Annotated in this window: 18 protein-coding genes; 11 read left to right on the top strand and 7 right to left on the bottom strand. The window is 64.7% G+C overall.

Features of this window, described 5'->3' with window-relative positions; all coding sequences use genetic code 11:
* The first annotated feature begins 233 nt into the window (after nucleotides 1-233).
* The 7 genes from AC2FNJ_RS13135 (at nucleotide 234) to AC2FNJ_RS13105 (ending at nucleotide 8,507) form a co-directional block, all read left to right on the top strand.
* Nucleotides 234-446, top strand: a complete 213-nt coding sequence (locus AC2FNJ_RS13135; RefSeq protein ID WP_496764801.1) for a GDCCVxC domain-containing (seleno)protein — start codon at nucleotides 234-236, stop codon at nucleotides 444-446.
* A gap of 135 nt (nucleotides 447-581) precedes the next feature.
* Entirely contained in the window at nucleotides 582-1,901 is a 1,320-nt protein-coding gene (locus AC2FNJ_RS13130) for a glutamine synthetase family protein (protein WP_496764800.1), read from the top strand.
* A 58-nt stretch (nucleotides 1,902-1,959) separates the two neighbouring features.
* On the top strand, nucleotides 1,960-2,640 hold the full coding sequence (locus tag AC2FNJ_RS13125; RefSeq protein WP_496764799.1) for a type 1 glutamine amidotransferase: 681 nt from the start codon (nucleotides 1,960-1,962) through the stop codon (nucleotides 2,638-2,640).
* Nucleotides 2,640-3,998 (top strand): glutamine synthetase family protein, encoded by a 1,359-nt coding sequence (locus AC2FNJ_RS13120; RefSeq protein WP_496764797.1) that lies wholly within the window; start codon nucleotides 2,640-2,642, stop codon nucleotides 3,996-3,998. Before AC2FNJ_RS13125 ends, AC2FNJ_RS13120 begins: the two co-directional genes overlap by 1 nt.
* 58 nt (nucleotides 3,999-4,056) lie before the next feature.
* Nucleotides 4,057-5,361, top strand: a complete 1,305-nt coding sequence (locus AC2FNJ_RS13115) for an NAD(P)/FAD-dependent oxidoreductase (protein WP_496764796.1) — start codon at nucleotides 4,057-4,059, stop codon at nucleotides 5,359-5,361.
* Between the two features lie 109 nt (nucleotides 5,362-5,470).
* Nucleotides 5,471-6,685 (top strand): DegT/DnrJ/EryC1/StrS family aminotransferase, encoded by a 1,215-nt coding sequence (locus tag AC2FNJ_RS13110; protein ID WP_496764795.1) that lies wholly within the window; start codon nucleotides 5,471-5,473, stop codon nucleotides 6,683-6,685.
* Nucleotides 6,686-6,773: 88 nt separating this feature from the next.
* Nucleotides 6,774-8,507 (top strand): adenylate/guanylate cyclase domain-containing protein, encoded by a 1,734-nt coding sequence (locus AC2FNJ_RS13105; protein WP_496764794.1) that lies wholly within the window; start codon nucleotides 6,774-6,776, stop codon nucleotides 8,505-8,507.
* 4 nt (nucleotides 8,508-8,511) lie between these two features.
* Here the strand turns inward: AC2FNJ_RS13105 and phaR are convergent, their stop codons facing one another.
* The 3 genes from phaR to AC2FNJ_RS13090 form a co-directional block, all read right to left on the bottom strand.
* Entirely contained in the window at nucleotides 8,512-9,069 is a 558-nt protein-coding gene (gene phaR / locus AC2FNJ_RS13100) for a polyhydroxyalkanoate synthesis repressor PhaR (protein WP_496764792.1), read from the bottom strand.
* 218 nt (nucleotides 9,070-9,287) lie between these two features.
* On the bottom strand, nucleotides 9,288-9,734 hold the full coding sequence (locus AC2FNJ_RS13095; protein ID WP_496764790.1) for a phasin family protein: 447 nt from the start codon (nucleotides 9,732-9,734) through the stop codon (nucleotides 9,288-9,290).
* Between the two features lie 131 nt (nucleotides 9,735-9,865).
* Nucleotides 9,866-11,668, bottom strand: coding sequence for a PHA/PHB synthase family protein (locus AC2FNJ_RS13090; protein WP_496764788.1), 1,803 nt, complete (start codon nucleotides 11,666-11,668; stop codon nucleotides 9,866-9,868).
* A gap of 111 nt (nucleotides 11,669-11,779) precedes the next feature.
* On the opposite strand from AC2FNJ_RS13090, the gene phaZ reads away from it, so the two are divergent.
* Together phaZ and AC2FNJ_RS13080 are read left to right on the top strand one after the other, a co-directional pair.
* A complete protein-coding gene (phaZ, locus tag AC2FNJ_RS13085; protein WP_496764787.1) occupies nucleotides 11,780-13,054 on the top strand; it encodes a polyhydroxyalkanoate depolymerase in 1,275 nt (424 codons plus the stop codon).
* A 3-nt stretch (nucleotides 13,055-13,057) separates the two neighbouring features.
* A complete protein-coding gene (locus AC2FNJ_RS13080) occupies nucleotides 13,058-13,633 on the top strand; it encodes a DUF6151 family protein (protein ID WP_496764786.1) in 576 nt (191 codons plus the stop codon).
* On the opposite strand, the gene AC2FNJ_RS13075 is transcribed toward AC2FNJ_RS13080, so the two are convergent.
* The 4 genes from AC2FNJ_RS13075 to AC2FNJ_RS13060 all read right to left on the bottom strand — a co-directional run bounded on the left by AC2FNJ_RS13075 (nucleotide 13,630) and on the right by AC2FNJ_RS13060 (nucleotide 16,800).
* Nucleotides 13,630-14,340, bottom strand: a complete 711-nt coding sequence (locus AC2FNJ_RS13075) for an alpha/beta fold hydrolase (protein ID WP_496764784.1) — start codon at nucleotides 14,338-14,340, stop codon at nucleotides 13,630-13,632. The two genes, AC2FNJ_RS13080 and AC2FNJ_RS13075, sit on opposite strands and share 4 nt — an antisense overlap.
* Nucleotides 14,341-14,426: 86 nt before the next feature.
* Nucleotides 14,427-15,041: a hypothetical protein gene (locus AC2FNJ_RS13070; RefSeq protein ID WP_496764804.1), complete on the bottom strand. Its 615-nt coding sequence runs from the start codon at nucleotides 15,039-15,041 to the stop codon at nucleotides 14,427-14,429.
* Between the two features lie 17 nt (nucleotides 15,042-15,058).
* Nucleotides 15,059-16,051, bottom strand: a complete 993-nt coding sequence (locus AC2FNJ_RS13065; protein WP_496764783.1) for an alpha/beta hydrolase — start codon at nucleotides 16,049-16,051, stop codon at nucleotides 15,059-15,061.
* Nucleotides 16,051-16,800 (bottom strand): alpha/beta hydrolase, encoded by a 750-nt coding sequence (locus AC2FNJ_RS13060; protein ID WP_496764782.1) that lies wholly within the window; start codon nucleotides 16,798-16,800, stop codon nucleotides 16,051-16,053. Before AC2FNJ_RS13060 ends, AC2FNJ_RS13065 begins: the two co-directional genes overlap by 1 nt.
* 215 nt (nucleotides 16,801-17,015) lie before the next feature.
* On the opposite strand from AC2FNJ_RS13060, the gene thrS reads away from it, so the two are divergent.
* A complete protein-coding gene (gene thrS / locus AC2FNJ_RS13055; protein ID WP_496764780.1) occupies nucleotides 17,016-18,974 on the top strand; it encodes a threonine--tRNA ligase in 1,959 nt (652 codons plus the stop codon).
* Between the two features lie 221 nt (nucleotides 18,975-19,195).
* On the top strand, nucleotides 19,196-19,498 hold the full coding sequence (locus tag AC2FNJ_RS13050; protein ID WP_496764779.1) for a BufA1 family periplasmic bufferin-type metallophore: 303 nt from the start codon (nucleotides 19,196-19,198) through the stop codon (nucleotides 19,496-19,498).
* Nucleotides 19,499-19,518: the final 20 nt, after the last annotated feature.

Below are 19,518 nucleotides of genomic sequence, written 5' to 3'. Positions count from 1 at the left end.
TTCGGGCAATTCACCCCGGGGTATTTGGGACCAGAAAGAAGCAGGAGATCGGGCCGGGCTTCTTTCTGGTTCCAAATACCCCAGGGAGTTTGAGGGACAGCGTCCCTCAACAAACACTCGAAAGAGCGCGCCAAAGGCGCACGATTTGGCGAACCCTTCAGGTTTTGGTGACCTGCATTTTCCCCCCGCGCCCGTCATGCTATGCAGGTGCCCTCATCCCACCCGGATCGGCCATGCCCAGGATCGTACTCGAAAGCACACTGACCTGCCCACATTGCGGCCATGCACAGGCCGAGACCATGCCGAGCGATGCCTGCCAGTGGTTCTTCGACTGTCCCGGGTGCGGAACGCTGCTCAAACCCGAACCGGGCGATTGTTGCGTGTTCTGCTCCTACGGTTCGGTGCCCTGCCCGCCCGTACAAAACGGAAACCGCTGCTGCGGGTGACGGTACAAAACGGTCGAAACGGCACCGGCGGCCTGGCCATGCCGGAAACCCCGCGCCCCGCATAATTTGATCAAATATCGTGACAAGCCGCACGCCCTCGGCTACATCTCCTTTTCGAGAACACTGGAGACGCCCATGGACCTGAGCCGCCTGCACACCTTCCGCGTTGCCGCCTGCGACCTCAACGGTCAGATGCGCGGCAAGCGCGTGCCGCCCAGCTATGCGGACAAGCTCGCCACGGGGGCGGTCCGCATGCCCTATTCGGCGCTCAACGTCGATCTTTGGGGCGCGGATATCGCGGGCAGCCCGCTGCTGTTCGACTCCGGCGACGCCGACGGGACGCTGTTGCCGACCGACCGGGGACCGGTGCCCATGCCCTGGCTCGACACGCCGACCGCCCTGGTTCCGATGTGCCTCTACCATGATGACGGGCGGCCCTTTGCCGGCGATCCGCGCCATGCCCTGGCCGCCGTTCTGGATCGCTACGCCGCGCGGGACTGGTCCGTCGTTGCGGCGACCGAGCTGGAGTTCACCCTGCTGGATGCTTCGGGCGAAGCGCCGCGACCTCCGCGCAACCCGATCACCAAGCGCCGCCTGGTCACCGAGTCGGTTCTGTCGATGGCCGAAATGGACGCGTTCGACGTGTTCTTCACCGACCTCTACGACAGTTGCGCGGCCATGGACATCCCGGCCCAGACCGCCATTTCCGAAAGCGGCATCGGGCAGTTCGAGATCAATCTCAATCACCAGAGCGCGCTGCGCTGTGCCGACGATACATGGCTGTTCAAGGCCTTGGTGCGTGGGCTGGCGCGCAAGCACGGCTTTGCGGCGACCTTCATGGCCAAACCCTATCCGGAGGACGCGGGCAACGGGATGCACGTGCATTTCTCGGTGCTCGATGCCGAGGGCCGCAACGTCTTCGACAATGGCGGTCCCGAGGGAACGGACGTCCTGCGCGCCGCGGTCGCGGGGTGTCTCGCCGCCATGCCCGGCAGCACGCTGGTGTTTGCGCCGCACGGGAATTCCTATGACCGTCTCGTGCCCGGCGCCCATGCCCCCACCGGCGCCTGCTGGGCCTATGAGAACCGCACGGCCGCCATCCGAGTGCCCGGCGGCGCGCCCGTCGCGCGCCGGATCGAGCATCGCGTGGCCGGCGGCGACATCAATCCCTACCTGATGCTGGCTTCGGTGTTGGGGGCGGCGCTGCTCGGGATCGAGGACGGGATGGAGCCGCCACCGCCGATCACCGGCAACGCCTATGACATCGAGGGGCTGCCGCGCCTGGCCCCGGACTGGGCCTCGGCCATCGCGGGGTTCGAATCCGATCCCCTGATCGCGCGCATCCTGCCGGCCGAGCTGATCCGCAATCTGGTCATGACCAAGCGGCAGGAACTGGCGCGTTTTGCCGACCGGCCGGCCGAGACCCATTGGCTCAGCTATCTCGAAGCGGTTTGAGCCTCTTGTCCGGGGCAGAAGATTCCGCTAGATTCAATTTGATCAAATTTGGTGACTCATGAAGATCGGCATCCTGCAGACGGGCCACGCCCCCGACGCGTTAATCGAGCGTACGGGGGATTATGACGCGATGTTCCGGGCGCTGCTCGGCGGGCACGGGTTCGAGTTCGAGACCTATTCGGTCGTGGACGGAACCTTTCCCGAGGACAGTGCCGCCGCGGACGGCTGGGTGATAACCGGGTCGCGCCACGGCGCCTACGAGGATCATCCCTGGATCCCGCCGCTCGAGGCGCTGATCCGCGAAATCCGTGATCGCCGTCAGCCGCTGATCGGGGTCTGTTTCGGGCATCAGATCATCGCCCAGGCCCTGGGCGGCAAGGTGGAGAAGTTCAAGGGCGGCTGGGCCGTCGGCCGGACGGAATACGATCTTGAAGGCAAACCCGTCACGTTGAACGCCTGGCATCAGGATCAGGTCACGGAACTCCCCGAAGGCGCGGAGGTTCTGGGCCGCAACGACTTCTGCCGAAACGCCATGGTCGCATATGGCGACACGATCTGGACGGTGCAGGCGCATCCGGAATACTCCAACGACTTTCTGCGCGGACTGATGGAGACCCGCGGCAAGGGCGTGGTTCCGGACGATCTGCTGCAAAAGGCCGCCGATCGCCAGGACGGGCCGAATGACAATGCCGCAATTGGCCGCCACATGGCCGAGTTTCTGAAGAAAGAGAGGGCCTGATGGCCGACTGGACCGACAATCTCCCGCAGGCGGCCCGCGACTACCTCGAAGGGCGGCGACTGGACGAAGTCGAATGCATCATCGCCGATCTTCCCGGCATCGCGCGGGGCAAGGCGGTGCCCGCCTCGAAATTCGCGCGGCAGGCGTATTTTCACCTGCCCGACAGCATCTTCTTTCAGACCATCACCGGCGACTGGGGCGAAGCCGCGGGCGACGACGGGTTCATCGAGCGGGACATGATCCTGAAACCGGACTTCTCGACGGCCTCGGCCGCGCCATGGACCGGCGACTGGACCCTGCAGGTCATCCATGACGCCTATGACCGGGACGACGCGCCGATCCCGTTCAGCCCGCGCAACGTGCTCAAACGGGTGGTCCAGCTCTATCACGATCAGGGCTGGAAACCGGTCGTTGCGCCCGAGATGGAGTTCTACCTCGTCGCGCGCAACGCCGATCCGGCCAAGGCCATCGAACCTATGATGGGCCGTTCGGGCCGCCCGGCGGCCGCCCGTCAGGCCTATTCGATGACGGCCGTGGACGAATTCGGCCCCGTGATCGACGACATTTACGATTTCGCCGAGCATCAGGGCTTCGAAATCGACGGCATCACCCAGGAAGGCGGCGCCGGCCAGCTGGAAATCAACCTGCGCCACGGCAATCCGGTCAAGCTGGCCGACGAGGTGTTCTATTTCAAGCGCCTGATCCGCGAGGCGGCCCTGCGCCACGATTGCTTTGCCACCTTCATGGCCAAGCCGATCGAGGACGAACCGGGCTCGGCCATGCACATTCACCATTCGATCGTGGACATGGAAACCGGTCAGAACCTGTTTTCGGGTCCGCAGGGCGGTGAAACCGACGCCTTCTATCACTTCATCGCCGGGCTGCAGACCCACCTGCCGGCCGGTCTGGCGGTCATGGCCCCCTATGTGAACTCCTATCGCCGCTACGTGAAGGACCATGCCGCGCCGATCAACCTGGAATGGGGCCGCGACAACCGCACCACCGGCATCCGCATCCCGCTGTCCGGGCCGGACAGCCGCCGGATCGAAAACCGCATCGCGGGCATGGATTGCAACCCCTACCTCGGGATCGCGGTATCGCTGGCCTGCGGATACCTGGGGCTCATGGGGCAGGAGCGCCCCCGCCGCCAGTTCTATGGCGACGCCTACGTGGGCGACGGGGACATTCCCCAGGTCATGGGCGACGCGCTCGACATGTTCGACGAGGCCGAGGCGCTGCACGAGGTTCTGGGTCCGGAATTCGCGCGGGTCTACGGCATCGTGAAACGCGCGGAATACGAAGAGTTTCTGCAGGTGATTTCGCCCTGGGAGCGGGAGCACCTGCTGCTGAACGTATGAGCCGGGGCGCATTCGCCGGGCGACCGGGAGCGGATGCAATCAGACGACAGGGGGCAGCATGAACCTGCTCTATTCCAACGACCGCCGTGCGGAGTTTCCGCCCAGTTGGTACGCGGCGACGGCGCATCCCTTCGACCGCCAGCCGCCGCTGCGGGGCGAGACCAAGGCCGACGTGTGCGTGGTGGGCGGCGGCTATACCGGCCTGTCCGCCGCGCTGCACCTGGCCGAGGCCGGGCTGGATGTCGTGCTGGTCGAGGCGCATCGCGTGGGCTTTGGCGCCTCGGGCCGCAACGGCGGCCAGTTGGGCAGCGCGCAGCGGATGGATCAGGAGGATCTGGAGCGGCTGGTCGGCGACGACGACGCCGCCAGGCTGTGGGATCTGGCCGAGGACGCCAAGGCGCTGGTTAAGGGGCTCATCGCCCGGCACGGCATCGACTGCGATCTCAAACCGGGGATCGCCAATTTCGGCTTCAGCGATGCCGAATGCCGGGACTTGCACGCGCATGTGGAGCACGTGACTTCCCGCTATGGCTACGATCAGGTCGAACTGCTGGACCGCGAGGCCGGGCAGGCCCTGTGCCCCTCTCCGGCCTACAGGGGCGGTTTCCTGGACAAGGGGGCGGCGCATCTGCATCCGCTGAACTATGCGCTGGGTCTTGCGCGCGCGGCGCTGGTGGCCGGTGTGCGGATCCACGAGGAAACCGAGGTGCATCACATCGAGGAACGGCGGCCGGCGGTCGTGCGCACCGACAAGGGCCGGGTCGTGGCCGAGCATGTGATTCTGGCCTGCAACGGCTATCTGGGTTCGCTCAACCGCAAGGTCGCGGCGCGGGTGATGCCGATCAACAATTTTATCGCCGCGACCGAACCTCTGGGCGATGACGCCGCGCGGGTTCTGACCCGCGACATCGCCGTGGCCGACACGAAATTCGTCGTAAACTATTTCCGCCTCAGCGCCGACAAGCGCCTGCTGTTCGGCGGCGGCGAAAGCTATGGCTATCGCTTTCCCGCCGACATCGCGGCCAAGGTGCGCAAGCCGATGACCGAGATCTTCCCGCATCTGCGCGATATCCGCATCGACTATGCCTGGGGCGGCACGCTGGCCATCACCATGCGCCGGATGCCCTATCTGGCCCGGGTCGCGCCGAACGTGCTGACCGCGTCGGGGTATTCCGGCCACGGTGTCGGCACGGCCACCCATGCCGGACAGCTCATGGCGCTCGCCATCCAGGGCCAGACCGAGGGGTTCGACACGATGGCGCGCGTTCCCGCCCTGCCCTTTCCCGGCGGCCCGGCCTTTCGCAGCCCGCTGCTGGTGCTCGCCATGACCTGGTACGCGCTGCGCGACCGGTTGGGCATCTGACCGGAAACGTGACGTTTCAGTGAAATTTCGCCTATTGAGCAGAACCGGGCTTGGCATATCCCGCGCATGGATTTAACTTTCCGAAAGTAAGAATTCGGGAAATCCAAATATGATGCAGCCACCCAACGTCCACGACGCCGAGCCCATCCCCGCCGCCGCGCGCGCGGCCATCGACGCGCTGATGCAATCCGGCGACCTGTTCCGCTACACCGCGCCGCAGGACGCCCCGGTATCGCTGCTCGAATCGGAATTCGCCGAACTCATGGGGACGAAGTATGCGCTGGCCGTTTCGTCCTGCTCGGCGGCGCTGTTCCTGTCGCTCAGGGCCCTGGGCCTGCCACGGGACGCACGGGTGCTGATCCCCGGCTTCACGTTCGCCGCCGTACCCTCGTCGGTCGTGCACGCCGACTGCATCCCCGTCCTCTGTGAGGTGGGCGAGAACTATCGCATCGACCTGGCCGATTTCGCCGCGAAACTCGACGGCGTGCAGGCGGTCATCATCAGCCACATGCGCGGGCACACGTCCGATATGGACGCGATCATGGATCTTTGCGATGCCCGCGGCATTCCGGTGATCGAAGACGCGGCGCATTCGCTGGGCACCACCTGGCACGGCCGCAAGATCGGCACCATCGGCCGCGTCGGCTGTTTTTCGTTCCAGTCCTACAAGATGATCAATGCCGGCGAAGGCGGCATCCTGATCACCGACGACGCCGACCTGGTGGCGCGCGCGGTGATCATGTCGGGCGCGTACGAGCACAACTGGAAAAAGCATAAGGGGCCGCGCGGCGACAACTCGCCGGAGTTGGAGCAGGCGTTTGCCCGGTGGCAGAACAAGTTGCCGCTCTACAATCTGCGCATGAGCAATCTCAGCGCCGCCGTGATCCGCCCCCAGATTCCCGAACTGGCACGGCGGGTCCGTGACGGACTGGCCAACCACGACTATGTGGCGGGCCGTCTGAATGCCTCGCCGCACATCCATGTCCCGGCCCCGCTGGCGCCCGAGCGGCGCGCGCCCGACTCGATCCAGTTCAACCTGGTCGGTCTGGACGAGGGCGAAATCCGCGCCTTTGCCGCCGCCGCCGAAGCGCGCGGCGTCAAGGTTCAGGTCTTCGGGCTGAGCGAGGACAATGCACGGGCCTTCTGGAACTGGCAGTTTCTGCCGGAACAGGCCGACCTGCCGCAGACCCGCGCCATGCTGATGCGCGCCTGCGACGTGCGCCTGCCCGTGCGCCTGACCCGCGACGAGCTGGACATGATCGCCGATATCCTGCTGGCGGCAATGGACGAAGTGGTCGGTCCGGTCCCCGCCTACGGAACCTGAGGCGCGGCCTTTTGCGGTAGGCAAATCCGGCGAATTCTGCTGGAATGCGCGGGATCGGGCAATCCAGCCCGCGAACCGGAGATTGCCGATGTCGCGCCGTCTGGCCGCCATTCTTGCCGCGGATGTTGTCGGGTTTTCCGCGCTCATGGCCCGGGACGAGCGCGGCACGCTGTCCCGTCTGGTCGCGTTCCGGCATGCCGTATTCGACCCGCTGGTGGCCGAGCACGGGGGCCGCGTCGTCAAGCTGATGGGCGACGGTGCGCTGGTCGAGTTTGCCAGCGTCGCAGATGCGGTGTCGTGCGCCATCGCGATACAGACCCGTATCCGCGAGGAGTCCTCGCACGACCTGCAACTCCGCATCGGCGTCAATCTGGGCGACATCATCACCGAGTCCGGCGACATCTACGGCGATGGCGTGAACATCGCGGCGCGGCTGGAAGCCTTGGCCGAGCCCGGCGGCATCTGCATCTCGGACATCGTGCGGCAGGGCATCGGCGACCGGATCAACGCCGGGTTCCGGGATGCGGGCGAGCACAAGCTGAAGAACATGGAGCGTCCGGTGCGGCTCTATCACTGGATGGCCGCGCCGGGCAACGCATCCGCCGGCGTCGGCAAGGTCCGGTCGGGCCCCGACAACCCCGGTATCGCGGTTCTGGCCTTTGACAACATGTCCGCCGACCCCGAACAGGAATACTTCTCGGACGGGATCGCCGAGGACATCATCACCGCGCTGTCGCATTTCCGCGAGTTCTTCGTCATCGCCCGCAACACGACATTCACCTACAAGGGCCAACCCATCCGGGTGGACGAGATCTGCCGCGACCTGGGCGTGCGCTACCTGCTGGAAGGCAGCGTGCGCAAGGCGGGCAACCGGGTGCGCGTCACGGCGCAGCTGATCGACGGCGCCACCGGGGCGCATATCTGGGCGGCGCGCTATGACCGGGCCATCGACGACATCTTTGCCGTCCAGGACGAGATCACCCAGGCCATCGTGGCCGCCGTCGCGCCGGAAACCATGGGCGCGGAAATGCAGCGCGCCCGCGCCAAGCGGCCCGACACGCTGTCGTCTTGGGACAAGGTGCTGCGCGCCCGCTGGCATCTGGGCAAGTTCACGCAAGACGACAACCAGGCCGCGCGGCGGCTGTTGTCGGATGCGGTTTCGGTCGATCCCAACCTCTGCGACGGTCACGCCGGGATCGCGCATTGCGACCTGATGGCGATGTTGCACATCTGGCGCAAGGACACCAAGGACGCCATCCAGTCGGCCAAGGCGGCCGCCGAGACCGCCGTCGAGACCGACGGCAACAATGCCCATGCCCATGCCATGCTCGGCATGGCCAACATGTTCGCCCGCGAATTCGAGGATGCCGAAACCCATCTGGGCCGCGCGGTCGCGCTCAATCCAAATCTGGCCACCGGCTACGGCAATTTCGCGGCCTTCTACGGAATCGCCGGGCAATTCCAGGACGCCCGCGATGCCTTTGAACGCGCCATCGCGCTGAGCCCGCGCGATCCGCTCCGGGCCTTCTGGCGCGGGGGATACGGGATCGGGGCCTTTGTCACCGGCCAGTACGAGATCTGTGCCGAGAACGCCCGCACCGGCCTGAAGGATTCGCCCGGATACGCCTCGCTCATGCGGCAGGAAGCGGCGGCGCTGGCCATGCTGGGACTTGACGATGCGGCCAAGGCGTCGGTCGGCCGGTTGCTGGAAAAGATGCCGGGGCTCACGGTCTCGCAGGTGCGCAAGATGGTCCCGGTGCGCTACGAGGACGATTGGAACAAATGGCTGGAAGGTCTGCGTCGGGCGGGCCTTCCGGAATAGGCGGTCAACTCAGCTTGGACAGCTTGTCCTGCAAATCGGCGAGCTGCTTTTTGATCTCGTCCAGATCTTCTTCCTTGTCGGACTTGTCGTCTTCTTCGCCCTTGCCCGGTCCCGACCAGTTCCCCGACATGCCGCCGGTCATCGCCTTCAGAAACGCCTGTTGCTGCGCCCGCAGCGCCTCGAACCCGGGCATCTTGGACATCGGGTTCATCGCGTTCATGTTTTCCATCATCTTCGCCTGGCTTTCGCGCAGCATCTCGAACGAGCTTTGCAGGAACTGCGGCATCATCCCGCCGCCCGGCACCATGTAGCTGCGCACCAGATCGTTCAGCACGTTGACCGGCAGCACGTTTTCACCGCGGCTTTCGTGTTCGGCAATGATTTGAAGAAGATACTGACGGGTCAGGTCGTCGCCGGTCTTCAGATCCACGATCTGGACCTCGCGGCCCTCGCGGATGAACCCGGCAATGTCTTCCAGCGTGACATAGTCGCTGGTCTCGGTGTTGTAGAGCCGCCGGCTGGCGTAGCGCTTGATCAGCAGCGGTTTTTCTTGGTCTGCCACCCTCTTCCCTCCCCAAGGATGATGCGTTGCAGCAGAGGTTATGCGACTGCAGCGGAAAAAGAAAGTCCGCCTGCATGACGGCGGGTTTCGCGCGGGTGCGACCGAAACGGCGATCCATGGTTCCGGCCGTCCGGCAGATGCGAAAAAGGGCAGATCTTGCGATCTGCCCTTGGCGATTGCACCTTTCAGGGAGGATAGGGTGCAGGTTCGCGAATGCCTTACTTGGCGGCCGTAGCTTTCTTGGCTGCGGCGGTCACTTCGTTGGTGGCCTTCTTGACGGCGGCGGTGGCATCTTCGGTGATGTCCTTGCCGGCAGCCATCAGCAGCTCGACGGTTTCCATCTGAACTTTCTTGGCGATCTCGGCGAAGGCAGCCATGTTTTCGGCGGCAACTTCAGCCGAAGCGCTTGCGAAATCGGTATACGCCTTGGCGTAGTCGGCCGGCTCGGCCTTCGCCTTGGACATCTCGCTCAGCTTGGCCAGGGTTTCCTTGGTCCACTTGTTCGAGATCTCGGCCGATTTTTCAGCGGCTTCCAGAGCAACGCCCGACAGCTTCTCGTTCAGGGTCGCGGTGTTCTTGAACGCATCTTCCATTGCCTTGGTGTCAACCGGGAATGCGCCCATCACGTCTTTCATGATGGCGGTGAAATCTTGGGTCTTTGCCATTGTCCTAATCCTCATTGCCGGGTCCGGGCCCACCCCGTTTCCATCGGCTCGAAAGGAATATGCTTTCTGCGGCGCAGCATTTCAAGATTTTTCTTGCTGCATCGCAGAAAAATTTCGGTTTCAACGTGATATCAACCGTTTGCCTTGGCCGTGACATAGGTTCCGGGGGCCGGGGCAAGGCTCGGATGCTCCGAATCACCCGTGTCGCGGGCCGGAACCTGCTTGCCCGAACGTTTTCTGAGCCAGGCTTCCCACAGCGGCCACCACGAGCCTTCGTGGTAATCGGCCTCTTTCAGCCAGGTTTCCGGATCGGCTTTCATGTCGGGGTTCGTGTAGTGCCCGTACTTGTTCTTGGTGGGCGGGTTCACGATTCCCGCAATATGGCCCGACTCCGAAACCACGAAGGTCTTGGAGCGCGACCCCATTTGCTGCACGCCGCGATAGCAATCCTTCCATGCGGCGATGTGATCGGTCTCGCAGGTGATCGCCATCAGGGGCACGTCCACATCGCGGACACTCAACTTGTGACCCAACAGTTCGAACCCGCCCTCGACGAATTCGTTGCGTTGGCACAGGCCGCGCAGATACTGCACGGCCATCCTGCCCGGCAGGTTCGCCCCGTCGCCGTTCCAATAGAGCAGATCGAAGGCGGGGGGCGTTTCGCCCATCATGTAGCTGCGGATGGCGGGCGTATAGACCAGATCGTTGGAGCGCAGGTAAGAAAACGTCCGCGCCATGATCCACGACCGCAGCACGCCGTCCTTGTTCACCTCCTCCTCGATGCCGTCGATGAAATCGTTCTGCAGGAACGGGGTGAATTCGCCCTGATCCGAGAAATCGGTCAGTGCGGTGAAGAACGTCGCCGACTTGATCGACTTGTCGCCGCGTTGCTTGAGCAGCGACAGCGTCAGGCTGAGCGTGGTGCCGGCAATGCAATAGCCCACGGCATTGACCTGCTTGACCTTGCAGATCTTCTTGGCCTCTTCGATCGCGGTCAGAAATCCGTCCTGTACATAGTCCTCCATCCCGACGTCGGCATAGGACGCGTCCGGATTCACCCAACTCACCACGAACAGCGTATAGCCCTGTTCGGTGATCCATTTGATCAGGCTGTTCTGCGCCTTGAGGTCGAGGATGTAGAACTTGTTGATCCAGGGCGGAAACAGGACGATCGGGGTTTCGTGGACCGTTTCGGTCGCGGGCTTGTACTGGATCAGCTCCATCAAGCGGTTGCGATAAACCACATCGCCCGGGGTCGTCGCGATGTTGCCGCCCACCTCAAAGGCGCTTTCATCGGCCAGCCGCACGACCAGCTCGCCACTGTTGGCCTCGAGGTCCGCGACCAGGTTCTCCAGCCCCTGGATCAGTGACCGCCCCTCGGTCTCGACCGCTTTTTCCAGTGCATCCGGGTTGGTCGCCAGAAAGTTGGTCGGCGCCATCATGTCGATGATCTGTTGCGAGAAGTAGTTCAGGCGACGGCGGTCCTTTTCGTCGATGTCCTCGACCGAGGCGACGGCCTGCGCGATGGCCTCGGCGTTGGTCAGGTATTGCTGACGGATCAGGCGGAAATAGGGGTTGGTCTCCCACAGGGGGTTCTGGAACCGTCGGTCCTTTGGGGCGTCGCCCTCGGTCTCCACGCCACCCTTGGCCAGCGCCTGCTGGGCCTCGGCGAAGTTCATGACCGACTTGCCCCAGAATTCGATCTGCTGTTCCAGCAACTTGGCGGGATTCTGCCAAGCCTCGGTCCAATAAGCCGTTGCTGCTTTTGCAAAAAGCTCTTGATTCGGAGCGTCCAGCGCGGGCGAGCGGGGTTTCTTGCCGGCCAGGATCCCGACGAGCCGTTTCGACAGCTCTTCGACCTTGGCCATGTTTTCCTTAAGTTGCTCAATATGTTCGCCGTTCAATTCCGGCGACTTGTCGTCTGTAGTTGTCATTTTAAGGAATTCCCCCTAACCTCGCTGCTACGCAGAATAACGTCGTGGGTTGCGGGGAGCAAAGCGACGAATGGTCCGAACTCTCAGGGTGCGACTCAGGAGGCCCTTCTTATGCGCTACATGATGACCTACGACCTGATGGAAACTGTCCGCAACACCAATCAATGGCTGGGCGCGACCGCGAATTCGATGGCGTCCTATCCGCTGTTCAGCATGTTCCCGAGCCCCGCTTTCAGCTGGATGGCGGCCTGGGGCGAAGTGACCGAGCGCACCTATCAACGCATGGTGGTCAAGCCCGACTGGGGCATCCGGACCTTCACCTGCGAAGACGGCAAGGACCATCTGGTGGAAATCGACACGATCGTCGAGCGTCCGTTCGGCGATCTGATCCATTTCAACGTAAACGGCCGCGCGCAGCAGCCGCAAAAGGTGCTGTTGGTAGCGCCGATGTCGGGCCACTATGCGACCCTGCTGCGCTCCACCGTCAAGAGCCTGCTTGTCAACTGCGAGGTCTACATCACCGACTGGCACAACGCCCGTGACATCCCTGTGTCGGCCGGAAAGTTCGACATCGAGGACTACACGCTCTACCTCGTCGATTTCATGCGCGAACTCGGCCCCGACACCCATGTGATCGCCGTCTGCCAGCCGGCCCCGCTGACGCTGGCCGCCACGGCCTATCTGGCCGAACTCGACCCCAAGGCGCAGCCCAGCACCCTGACCCTGATCGGCGGGCCGGTGGACCCGGACGCAACTCCGACCGAGGTCACCGATTTCGGGCGCCGCGTCACCATGGGCCAACTGGAACAGTCGATGCTCCAGCGCGTCGGCTTCAAGTACAAGGGCGTGGGCCGCATGGTCTATCCCGGGCTGCTCCAGCTTGCCTCGTTCATGTCGATGAACGCCGACCGTCACACCAAGGCGTTTTCCGAACAGATCCAGCGCGTGATGCGGGACGAGGCGTCCGATCACGACGCTCACAACCGGTTCTATGACGAGTATCTCGCCGTCATGGACATGACCGCCGAATTCTATCTCTCCACGGTCGAGCGCGTGTTCAAGAAGCGCGAGATCGCGCGCAACGAATTCGTCGTGGCCGGACACCAGGTGGATCTGGGCAAGATCACCGATGTGGCCATCATGACGGTCGAAGGCGCCAATGACGACATTTCGGCCCCCGGTCAGTGCATCGCCGCGCTCGACCTCAGCACCGGCGTCCCCGCCGAGAAAAAGGCCAGCCATGTCGAACCGGGCGCGGGCCATTACGGTATCTTCGCCGGCCGCAGCTGGCGCGACAACATCCGCCCCCTGGTCATCGACTTCATGAAGGCGAACGAGCGTCAGCCCGCCCGCCGCCGGGCCGCGAACAAGAACACCGCGGCCTGATCCATGCCGGCCGCGCCGCTCGCCTTTTCCTGCGATTGCGGCGCCCTGACGGGCCACATCACCGCCGAGGGCGTCCGGTCCGGAACCCATGTCGTGTGTTATTGCCGCGATTGCCGGGCCGCGGAACTCCATTTCGACCAGCCCGATCCGGCGCCCGGCCCGGTGGACGTGTTCCAACTCAGCCCCGACGCGATCGTGATCGAGACGGGCAAGGAGCACCTCGCGCTGCTGCGCCTTGGCCCCAAGGGCGTGTTCCGCTGGTACGCCAGCTGCTGCAACACGCCGATCGCCAACACCCTGGCCTCGCCCAAACGCCCCTTTGCCGGCATTCTTGTGAACCGCCTGGCCCAGCCCGACCGACTCGGGCCGGTCGTGTCCAAGGGGTTCGTACCCGGTCCCGACGGGGTGCGCCGGCACGAAAACCCGCGCCCGGCGATCCTGGCGCTGTTGCGCCGCATGGTTGTGTCGCGGGTTTCCGGGCGCTGGCGCAGGACACCGTTTTTCGATGCGACGACCGGAGATCCGGTCGCACCGGCCAAGGTTCTGACCAAGCAGGAACGCGCCGCGCTCTATGACTAGGTCAGCCTGAGCGGCGCCGCCAGCCACCCCGCCATCGCTTCGGTCACGTCCGCAGGCGTTTCCATGGTCGGCAAATGCCCCGCATCTTCCACGATATGCAGGGTCGCGTCCGGGATCAGCTCCGACATGAAGACGTGGCGCTTGACGGGTGTGAGCCCATCATGCGCGCCGCACAGCACCAGCGTCGGCACCCTGATCTTGCGCAGGGTGCCCTGCTGATCCGGCCGCCGCTGCAAGGCCCGCATCTGGCGCACGAACACCTCCGGGCCGATCTCCAGCGCCATCCGGTAGAACCGGTCCAGCACCTCGACCCGCCGGGGACCGGGCGCAAGGATCTCGGGCCGGATCGCCTCGCGCAGCGCCTCCTCCAGCCGGCCGGCCTTGGCCCGCACGATCAGCGGTTCGCGGGCGGCCGCGATCTGCGGGGTATCGGACAGCGCATCGGTGTCCATCAGGCACAACCGCACGACCCGGTCCGGCGCCCGCCGCACGATCTCCAAGGCGACGACACCGCCCATGCTCAGACCGGCCAGCGCGAAGCGGCGCGGCAACTGGTCGAGCAGCCCCGATGCGATCTCCTCGATCCGCTCGCCCTGCGTGATCGGCCCGACGGTCACGGCACGAAAACGCGAGAAATACCGGATCTGATCTTCGAACAGCCGCGCATCGCTCATCATGCCCGGCAACAGGACCAACGGCTCGATCATCTCGACTGCCCTTGCGCAAAGCGGCGTTTCGCGTGACGCCTCCCGTTCCAGCATGGATTCTTGCGCAGGCCCCGGCAAGAAAAAGCTCAGGGATAGCGAATGCCCCGGAAGGCGGGAAAATCCGCATAGCGCGCCTGCCGCTCCGCCAGAGGCTCCGACGGCTCGGCGCCAGGCGCCAGCAAACGTCCCCGCGGCGCGATGTAGCTGTCGATCCGGCGCAGCGGCCTTGGCCGCCAGACCAGATTGAACGCGCAGAGCTTGGGAAAGAACCACATCTCGGAATAGTCCAGATGGTCGTGCAGCCACCACGCCAGATCGCGCCAGTCGCGCCCTTCCGCATAGCGATCCGCGAACCACGGGATCACGATCGACGCCCCCGCAATGCGCGCCGCGCCTTCGCCGCGGTCCCAGATATGGCATTCCAGCGGATGATCGTTGCGCGCGCAGTTGAGCCTGTTTTCGTTGCCGAAGCGGTTCAGCGACGGCGACCGATACCCGGACCGCACCGCGATCCGGCCAAAGGTCTCCTCCAAGGGGTCCAGCAGCGTCCGGCAAAACGCGCGCCCGGTCTCGATGGCCAGATCCGGATTGTCGGGTATGTTCTGTTTTTGGTGGAAATTCCCGATCTCTGAATACAGGAAATCTCGCATGAAGAAGTGCCGCGAAAGCCTGACACGGCCAAGGTTTTCCAGGCTCCACATGCTGCCCGGCCTGCGCATCACACGATCCCCTGCGCCCGAAGCCAGTCGAGGATGCCCGCAACCGCCGCATCGGTCCGGCCCGGCGACAGGATGTCCCCCGCCACCACATGCGACGCCGGATCATCGCCCGGCCCCATCGTCACGATCTCCAGGGTGACGGGCCCGCCCCATTCGGCCGCCACCGCGCGCGTCCTGTCGGGCCGCACGACCTGATCCGCGTCGGAAAACCAGAACAGGGCCGGTATGCGGACCTCCGAGAAATCCAGCGCCACGACCGCCTCGACCAGCGCCGCCATCGGCGCCAGCGCCCCCCAGGAATAGCGCGTCGTCCAATAGGTCTCGACATCCGGGTTCGAGCTCGAGGCATTGCGTTCGCCGCCCAGCGCCAGCGGCAACCAGAACCGCGCACCCGGCAGCGTCAGCACCCAGGCGGTCGGATCGTTGACCCCGAAATTGGGCGAGACGAAGACCATTGCCGCAATCTCCGCGCTCAGCTCCGGATCGGCCGCCGCCGCCGCGGCCAGTGTCCCGCCGGTCGAGGTCGAGATCACGACCACCTTTTCACCCACCGCCCGCGCGGCGGCCAGCCCCTCGGCCATGTCCAGCATCCAGCCGGCGGCCGTCGCCTCGGCCATCGCCGCACCGCCCCGGCCATGCCCCTGCAACCGGGTGTAGACCAGGTTCGCCCCCAGCGCCGCGGCCACCCGGTCCGGCACCGGACGGATTTCCTCGGACGTGGCGGAAAAGCCGTGCACATAGAGCACCGAATAGGGCGTGCGCCGCTCCTTGAACCCGTCCTGCCAGATCACCCGCTTCTCGACACCGGGCGTGATGTCGTCATGGGCGGATTCGACGCTTTCGAAAAAAACCTGAACCCCCTCGCCGAACTTGCGCGGATCGAAGGACGGGTTCAGATCGACCTTCTCATACGGGCCGAACCAGAACGCCACCGCCAGCACGACCGGCAGAACCAGAAGCACCCGGCCCAGAAGCCTCCCGAACCAGCGCATCACGACCCGCCCATCACGTCCAGCACCGCGTCCTCGATCAGAGCCAGGCACCGGTCGTCCGAAAACCGATGATCGGCATCCTTGACCAGCAGCAGCCGCATGTCGGGGCCGGTGGCATGCTCCAGCAGGCGGATGGCGGTGTCCGTGGACACCGCGGTGTCCGCCGTGCCCTGCAGGAACCGCACCGGGAACGGCAGGTCCAGCGGCGCGCGCAGCACCAGCCGCCGCCGGCCGTCCTCGATCATCCGCCGGGTGATCACGTAGGGCTCCATGTAGTCCGACGGCAGTTCCACGTGCCCCACCGTTTCCAGCGCCTGTTTCTGCGCATCGGTGAAGGTGGCCCAATACCCGTCCTCGGTGAAATCCGGCGCCGCCGCGATCGTGACCAGCCCCGCGATCCGCTCCGGCATGACGCGCGCCAGCAGCAACGCCTGCCAGCCTCCCATGGACGAGCCCACCACGATCAGCGGCCCCGCGGTCAGTGCTTCGACCGCCGCCACGGTATCCTCGTGCCAGTCGCCGATGCAGCCGTCCTCGAAGGCGCCCGCGCTCTCGCCGTGCCCCGAATAGTCGAACCGCAGAAACGCCTGCCCCCGCGCCTGCGCCCAGGCTTCCAGATGCACCGCCTTGGTGCCCTCCATGTCCGATTTCAGCCCGCCCAGGAACACGATGGCCGGATCGCGCCCCGCGCTCCTGTGATAGGCCAGCCGCCGCCCCTGCGGCGTTTCCAGAAAGTCCGTCGCTGCCATGACCCCTCCGTTTCCCGACGCATTCTGCACGCGCCGCGGCCAAGCGCAATCGCTCTTCCCGCTTCTTTCTGGTCGCAAATACCCCGGGGAGCGCGAGGGGCAGCGCCCCTCGCTCGGCCACTTGACACAAGCCCCACCACCTGCCACACGGGCCGGACACCATAACCCGCAACCGGGCGTTCAGTGGGCGCCAAACCGACGAGGAGAGCCAGACCATGGCCTTGGACACGAAATCCGTCTCCCTTACCTTTCCCGATGGCAATTCCCGATCCTACGCCGCAGGCGTCACGCCGGCCGAGGTGGCGGCCGACATCTCGACCTCGCTGGCCAAAAAGGCCATCTCGGCCACGGTCAACGGCCGGCACTGGGACTTGCAATGGCCGATCGAGGCGGACGCCGAAATCGCCATCCACACGATGAAGGACGAGGCGCAGGCCAACGAACTCATCCGCCATGACTTCGCCCATGTGATGGCCCGCGCGGTGCAGGAGATCTGGCCCGCCACCAAAGTCACCATCGGCCCGGTCATCGAGAACGGCTGGTATTACGACTTCGACCGCGAAGAGCCCTTCACGCCCGAAGATCTCGGCCTCATCGAGAAAAAGATGAAAGAGATCATCAACAAACGCGATCCCGTCACCACCGAGATCTGGGACCGCGACCGCGCCATCGCGTTCTACAAGGCGGGCAACGAGCCCTACAAGGTCGAGCTGATCGAGGCGATCCCCGGCGACGAGCCGGTGCGCATGTACTGGCACGGCCACTGGCAGGATCTGTGCCGCGGCCCGCACCTGCAGCACACCGGCCAACTGCCCGGCGACGCCTTCAAGCTGATGAGCATTGCCGGCGCCTATTGGCGCGGCGACTCGTCCCGCCCGATGCTGCAGCGCATCTATGGCTGCGCCTTCCAGAACAAGGAAAAGCTCAAGGCGCATCTGCACATGCTGGAAGAGGCCGCCAAGCGCGACCACCGCAAGCTGGGCAAGGAGATGGACCTGTTCCACATGCAGGAAGAGGCGCCCGGCCAGATCTTCTGGCACCCCAACGGCTGGACCATCTACACCCAGCTTCAGGACTACATGCGCCGCAAGCAGCGCGCGGGCGGCTATCGCGAGATCAACACGCCGCAAATCGTCGACCGCAAGCTCTGGGAAGCGTCGGGCCACTGGGACAAGTACCAGGAGCACATGTTCATCGTCGAAGTCGAAGAGGAACATGCCAAGGAAAAGGCGATCAACGCGCTCAAACCGATGAACTGCCCCTGTCACGTCCAGGTGTTCAACCAGGGCCTCAAATCCTATCGCGATCTGCCCCTGCGGCTGGCCGAGTTCGGCTCCTGCTCGCGCTACGAACCGTCCGGCGCGCTGCATGGCATCATGCGGGTGCGCGGCTTCACCCAGGACGACGCCCACATCTTCTGCACCGAAGACCAGATCGAGTCGGAATGCGCCCGCTTCATCAACTTCCTGGCGGATGTCTACAAGGATCTCGGCTTTGAACAGTTCGAGATCAAGTTCGCCACGCGCCCGGAGAAGCGGGTCGGCAGCGACGAAAGCTGGGACCATGTCGAAGGCGCGCTGGAAGGCGCGATCAAGGCCACCGGCCGCGACTTCACGCTGGAGCCCGGCGACGGGGCCTTCTACGGTCCCAAGCTCGACTTCTACCTGACCGACGCGATCGGCCGGGTCTGGCAATGCGGCACCTTCCAGGTCGATCCCAACCTGCCGGAGCGGCTGGGGGCGACCTATGTCGCCGCCGATGGCAGCAAGCAGCGCCCCTACATGCTGCATCGCGCCTGCCTCGGCTCCTTCGAGCGCTTCATCGGCATCCTGATCGAGGAACATGCCGGCAAGCTGCCCTTCTGGCTGGCGCCGCGGCAGGTCGTGGTGGCCTCGATCACCTCGGACGCCGATGACTATGCGCGCGAGGTCGTCGCCACCCTGACCAAGGCCGGCGTTCGGGCCGAGGCCGACGTTCGCAACCAAAAGATCAACTACAAGGTCCGCGAGCATTCGGTGGGCAAGGTGCCGGTGATTCTGGCCGTCGGACACCGCGAGGTCGAAGACCGCACCGTCAGCGTCCGCCGCCTCGGCGAAAAGCAGACGCAGGTGCAACCGCTCGCGGATGTAACAAAAGAGCTGGCGCGCGCCGCGACGCCGCCGGATCTGCTGTAACAATCGGCGCAAAACGGCTGAGATTCCGGCCCCGAAACCGGGGCCGGATCGAAACAGGTTTGGATTTTCACTTCAATAACAGCATGTTAACCTCGCACGGGGCATGACATCCCCTGACGGGCTTGTGAGACACGGGCTCGTGAATTCAACTGAACCGGACCAACCGCTACCTTGGTCACTGTCACAAGCAGACATACGCAATCACCAAGAGGATTTTCGAGATGTCGAACACTGCAAAAACCATGGTCATCGCAAGCGCCGTCGCCGTCGCGCTGGCAGGAACGACCACGACCGCAAGCGCCCAGGCCAAAGAAAAGTGCTATGGCGTGTCGCTGGCCGGTCAGAACGATTGCGCCGCCGGCCCCGGCACGACCTGCGCCGGAACCTCGACGGTGGACTATCAGGGCAACGCCTGGACCCTGGTCGATGCGGGCACCTGCGAAAACATCGAACTGCCCGCCACGGCCGATGGCACCCCGCGCAAGGGCTCGCTGGAAGCGCTCGACCGCGACCTGCCGTCCTGATCCGCGAAACACGATGGGGC

The sequence above is a fragment of the Ruegeria sp. BHSB196 genome (assembly GCF_059613135.1).
The sequence above is the reverse complement of the archived record's forward strand: the minus strand, read 5'-3'. Positions and strand labels throughout refer to the sequence as shown.

Excerpts from the sequence above, each read along its gene's own strand:
- AC2FNJ_RS13135 (WP_496764801.1), top strand. The coding sequence starts at position 234 with ATGCCCAGGATCGTACTCGAAAGCACACTGACCTGCCCACATTGCGGC.
- AC2FNJ_RS13130 (WP_496764800.1), top strand. The coding sequence starts at position 582 with ATGGACCTGAGCCGCCTGCACACCTTCCGCGTTGCCGCCTGCGACCTC.
- AC2FNJ_RS13125 (WP_496764799.1), top strand. The coding sequence starts at position 1,960 with ATGAAGATCGGCATCCTGCAGACGGGCCACGCCCCCGACGCGTTAATC.
- AC2FNJ_RS13120 (WP_496764797.1), top strand. The coding sequence starts at position 2,640 with ATGGCCGACTGGACCGACAATCTCCCGCAGGCGGCCCGCGACTACCTC.
- AC2FNJ_RS13115 (WP_496764796.1), top strand. The coding sequence starts at position 4,057 with ATGAACCTGCTCTATTCCAACGACCGCCGTGCGGAGTTTCCGCCCAGT.
- AC2FNJ_RS13110 (WP_496764795.1), top strand. The coding sequence starts at position 5,471 with ATGATGCAGCCACCCAACGTCCACGACGCCGAGCCCATCCCCGCCGCC.
- AC2FNJ_RS13105 (WP_496764794.1), top strand. The coding sequence starts at position 6,774 with ATGTCGCGCCGTCTGGCCGCCATTCTTGCCGCGGATGTTGTCGGGTTT.
- AC2FNJ_RS13095 (WP_496764790.1), bottom strand. The coding sequence starts at position 9,734 with ATGGCAAAGACCCAAGATTTCACCGCCATCATGAAAGACGTGATGGGC.
- AC2FNJ_RS13090 (WP_496764788.1), bottom strand. The coding sequence starts at position 11,668 with ATGACAACTACAGACGACAAGTCGCCGGAATTGAACGGCGAACATATT.
- phaZ (WP_496764787.1), top strand. The coding sequence starts at position 11,780 with ATGCGCTACATGATGACCTACGACCTGATGGAAACTGTCCGCAACACC.
- AC2FNJ_RS13080 (WP_496764786.1), top strand. The coding sequence starts at position 13,058 with ATGCCGGCCGCGCCGCTCGCCTTTTCCTGCGATTGCGGCGCCCTGACG.
- AC2FNJ_RS13075 (WP_496764784.1), bottom strand. The coding sequence starts at position 14,340 with ATGATCGAGCCGTTGGTCCTGTTGCCGGGCATGATGAGCGATGCGCGG.
- AC2FNJ_RS13070 (WP_496764804.1), bottom strand. The coding sequence starts at position 15,041 with ATGTGGAGCCTGGAAAACCTTGGCCGTGTCAGGCTTTCGCGGCACTTC.
- AC2FNJ_RS13065 (WP_496764783.1), bottom strand. The coding sequence starts at position 16,051 with ATGCGCTGGTTCGGGAGGCTTCTGGGCCGGGTGCTTCTGGTTCTGCCG.
- AC2FNJ_RS13060 (WP_496764782.1), bottom strand. The coding sequence starts at position 16,800 with ATGGCAGCGACGGACTTTCTGGAAACGCCGCAGGGGCGGCGGCTGGCC.
- thrS (WP_496764780.1), top strand. The coding sequence starts at position 17,016 with ATGGCCTTGGACACGAAATCCGTCTCCCTTACCTTTCCCGATGGCAAT.
- AC2FNJ_RS13050 (WP_496764779.1), top strand. The coding sequence starts at position 19,196 with ATGTCGAACACTGCAAAAACCATGGTCATCGCAAGCGCCGTCGCCGTC.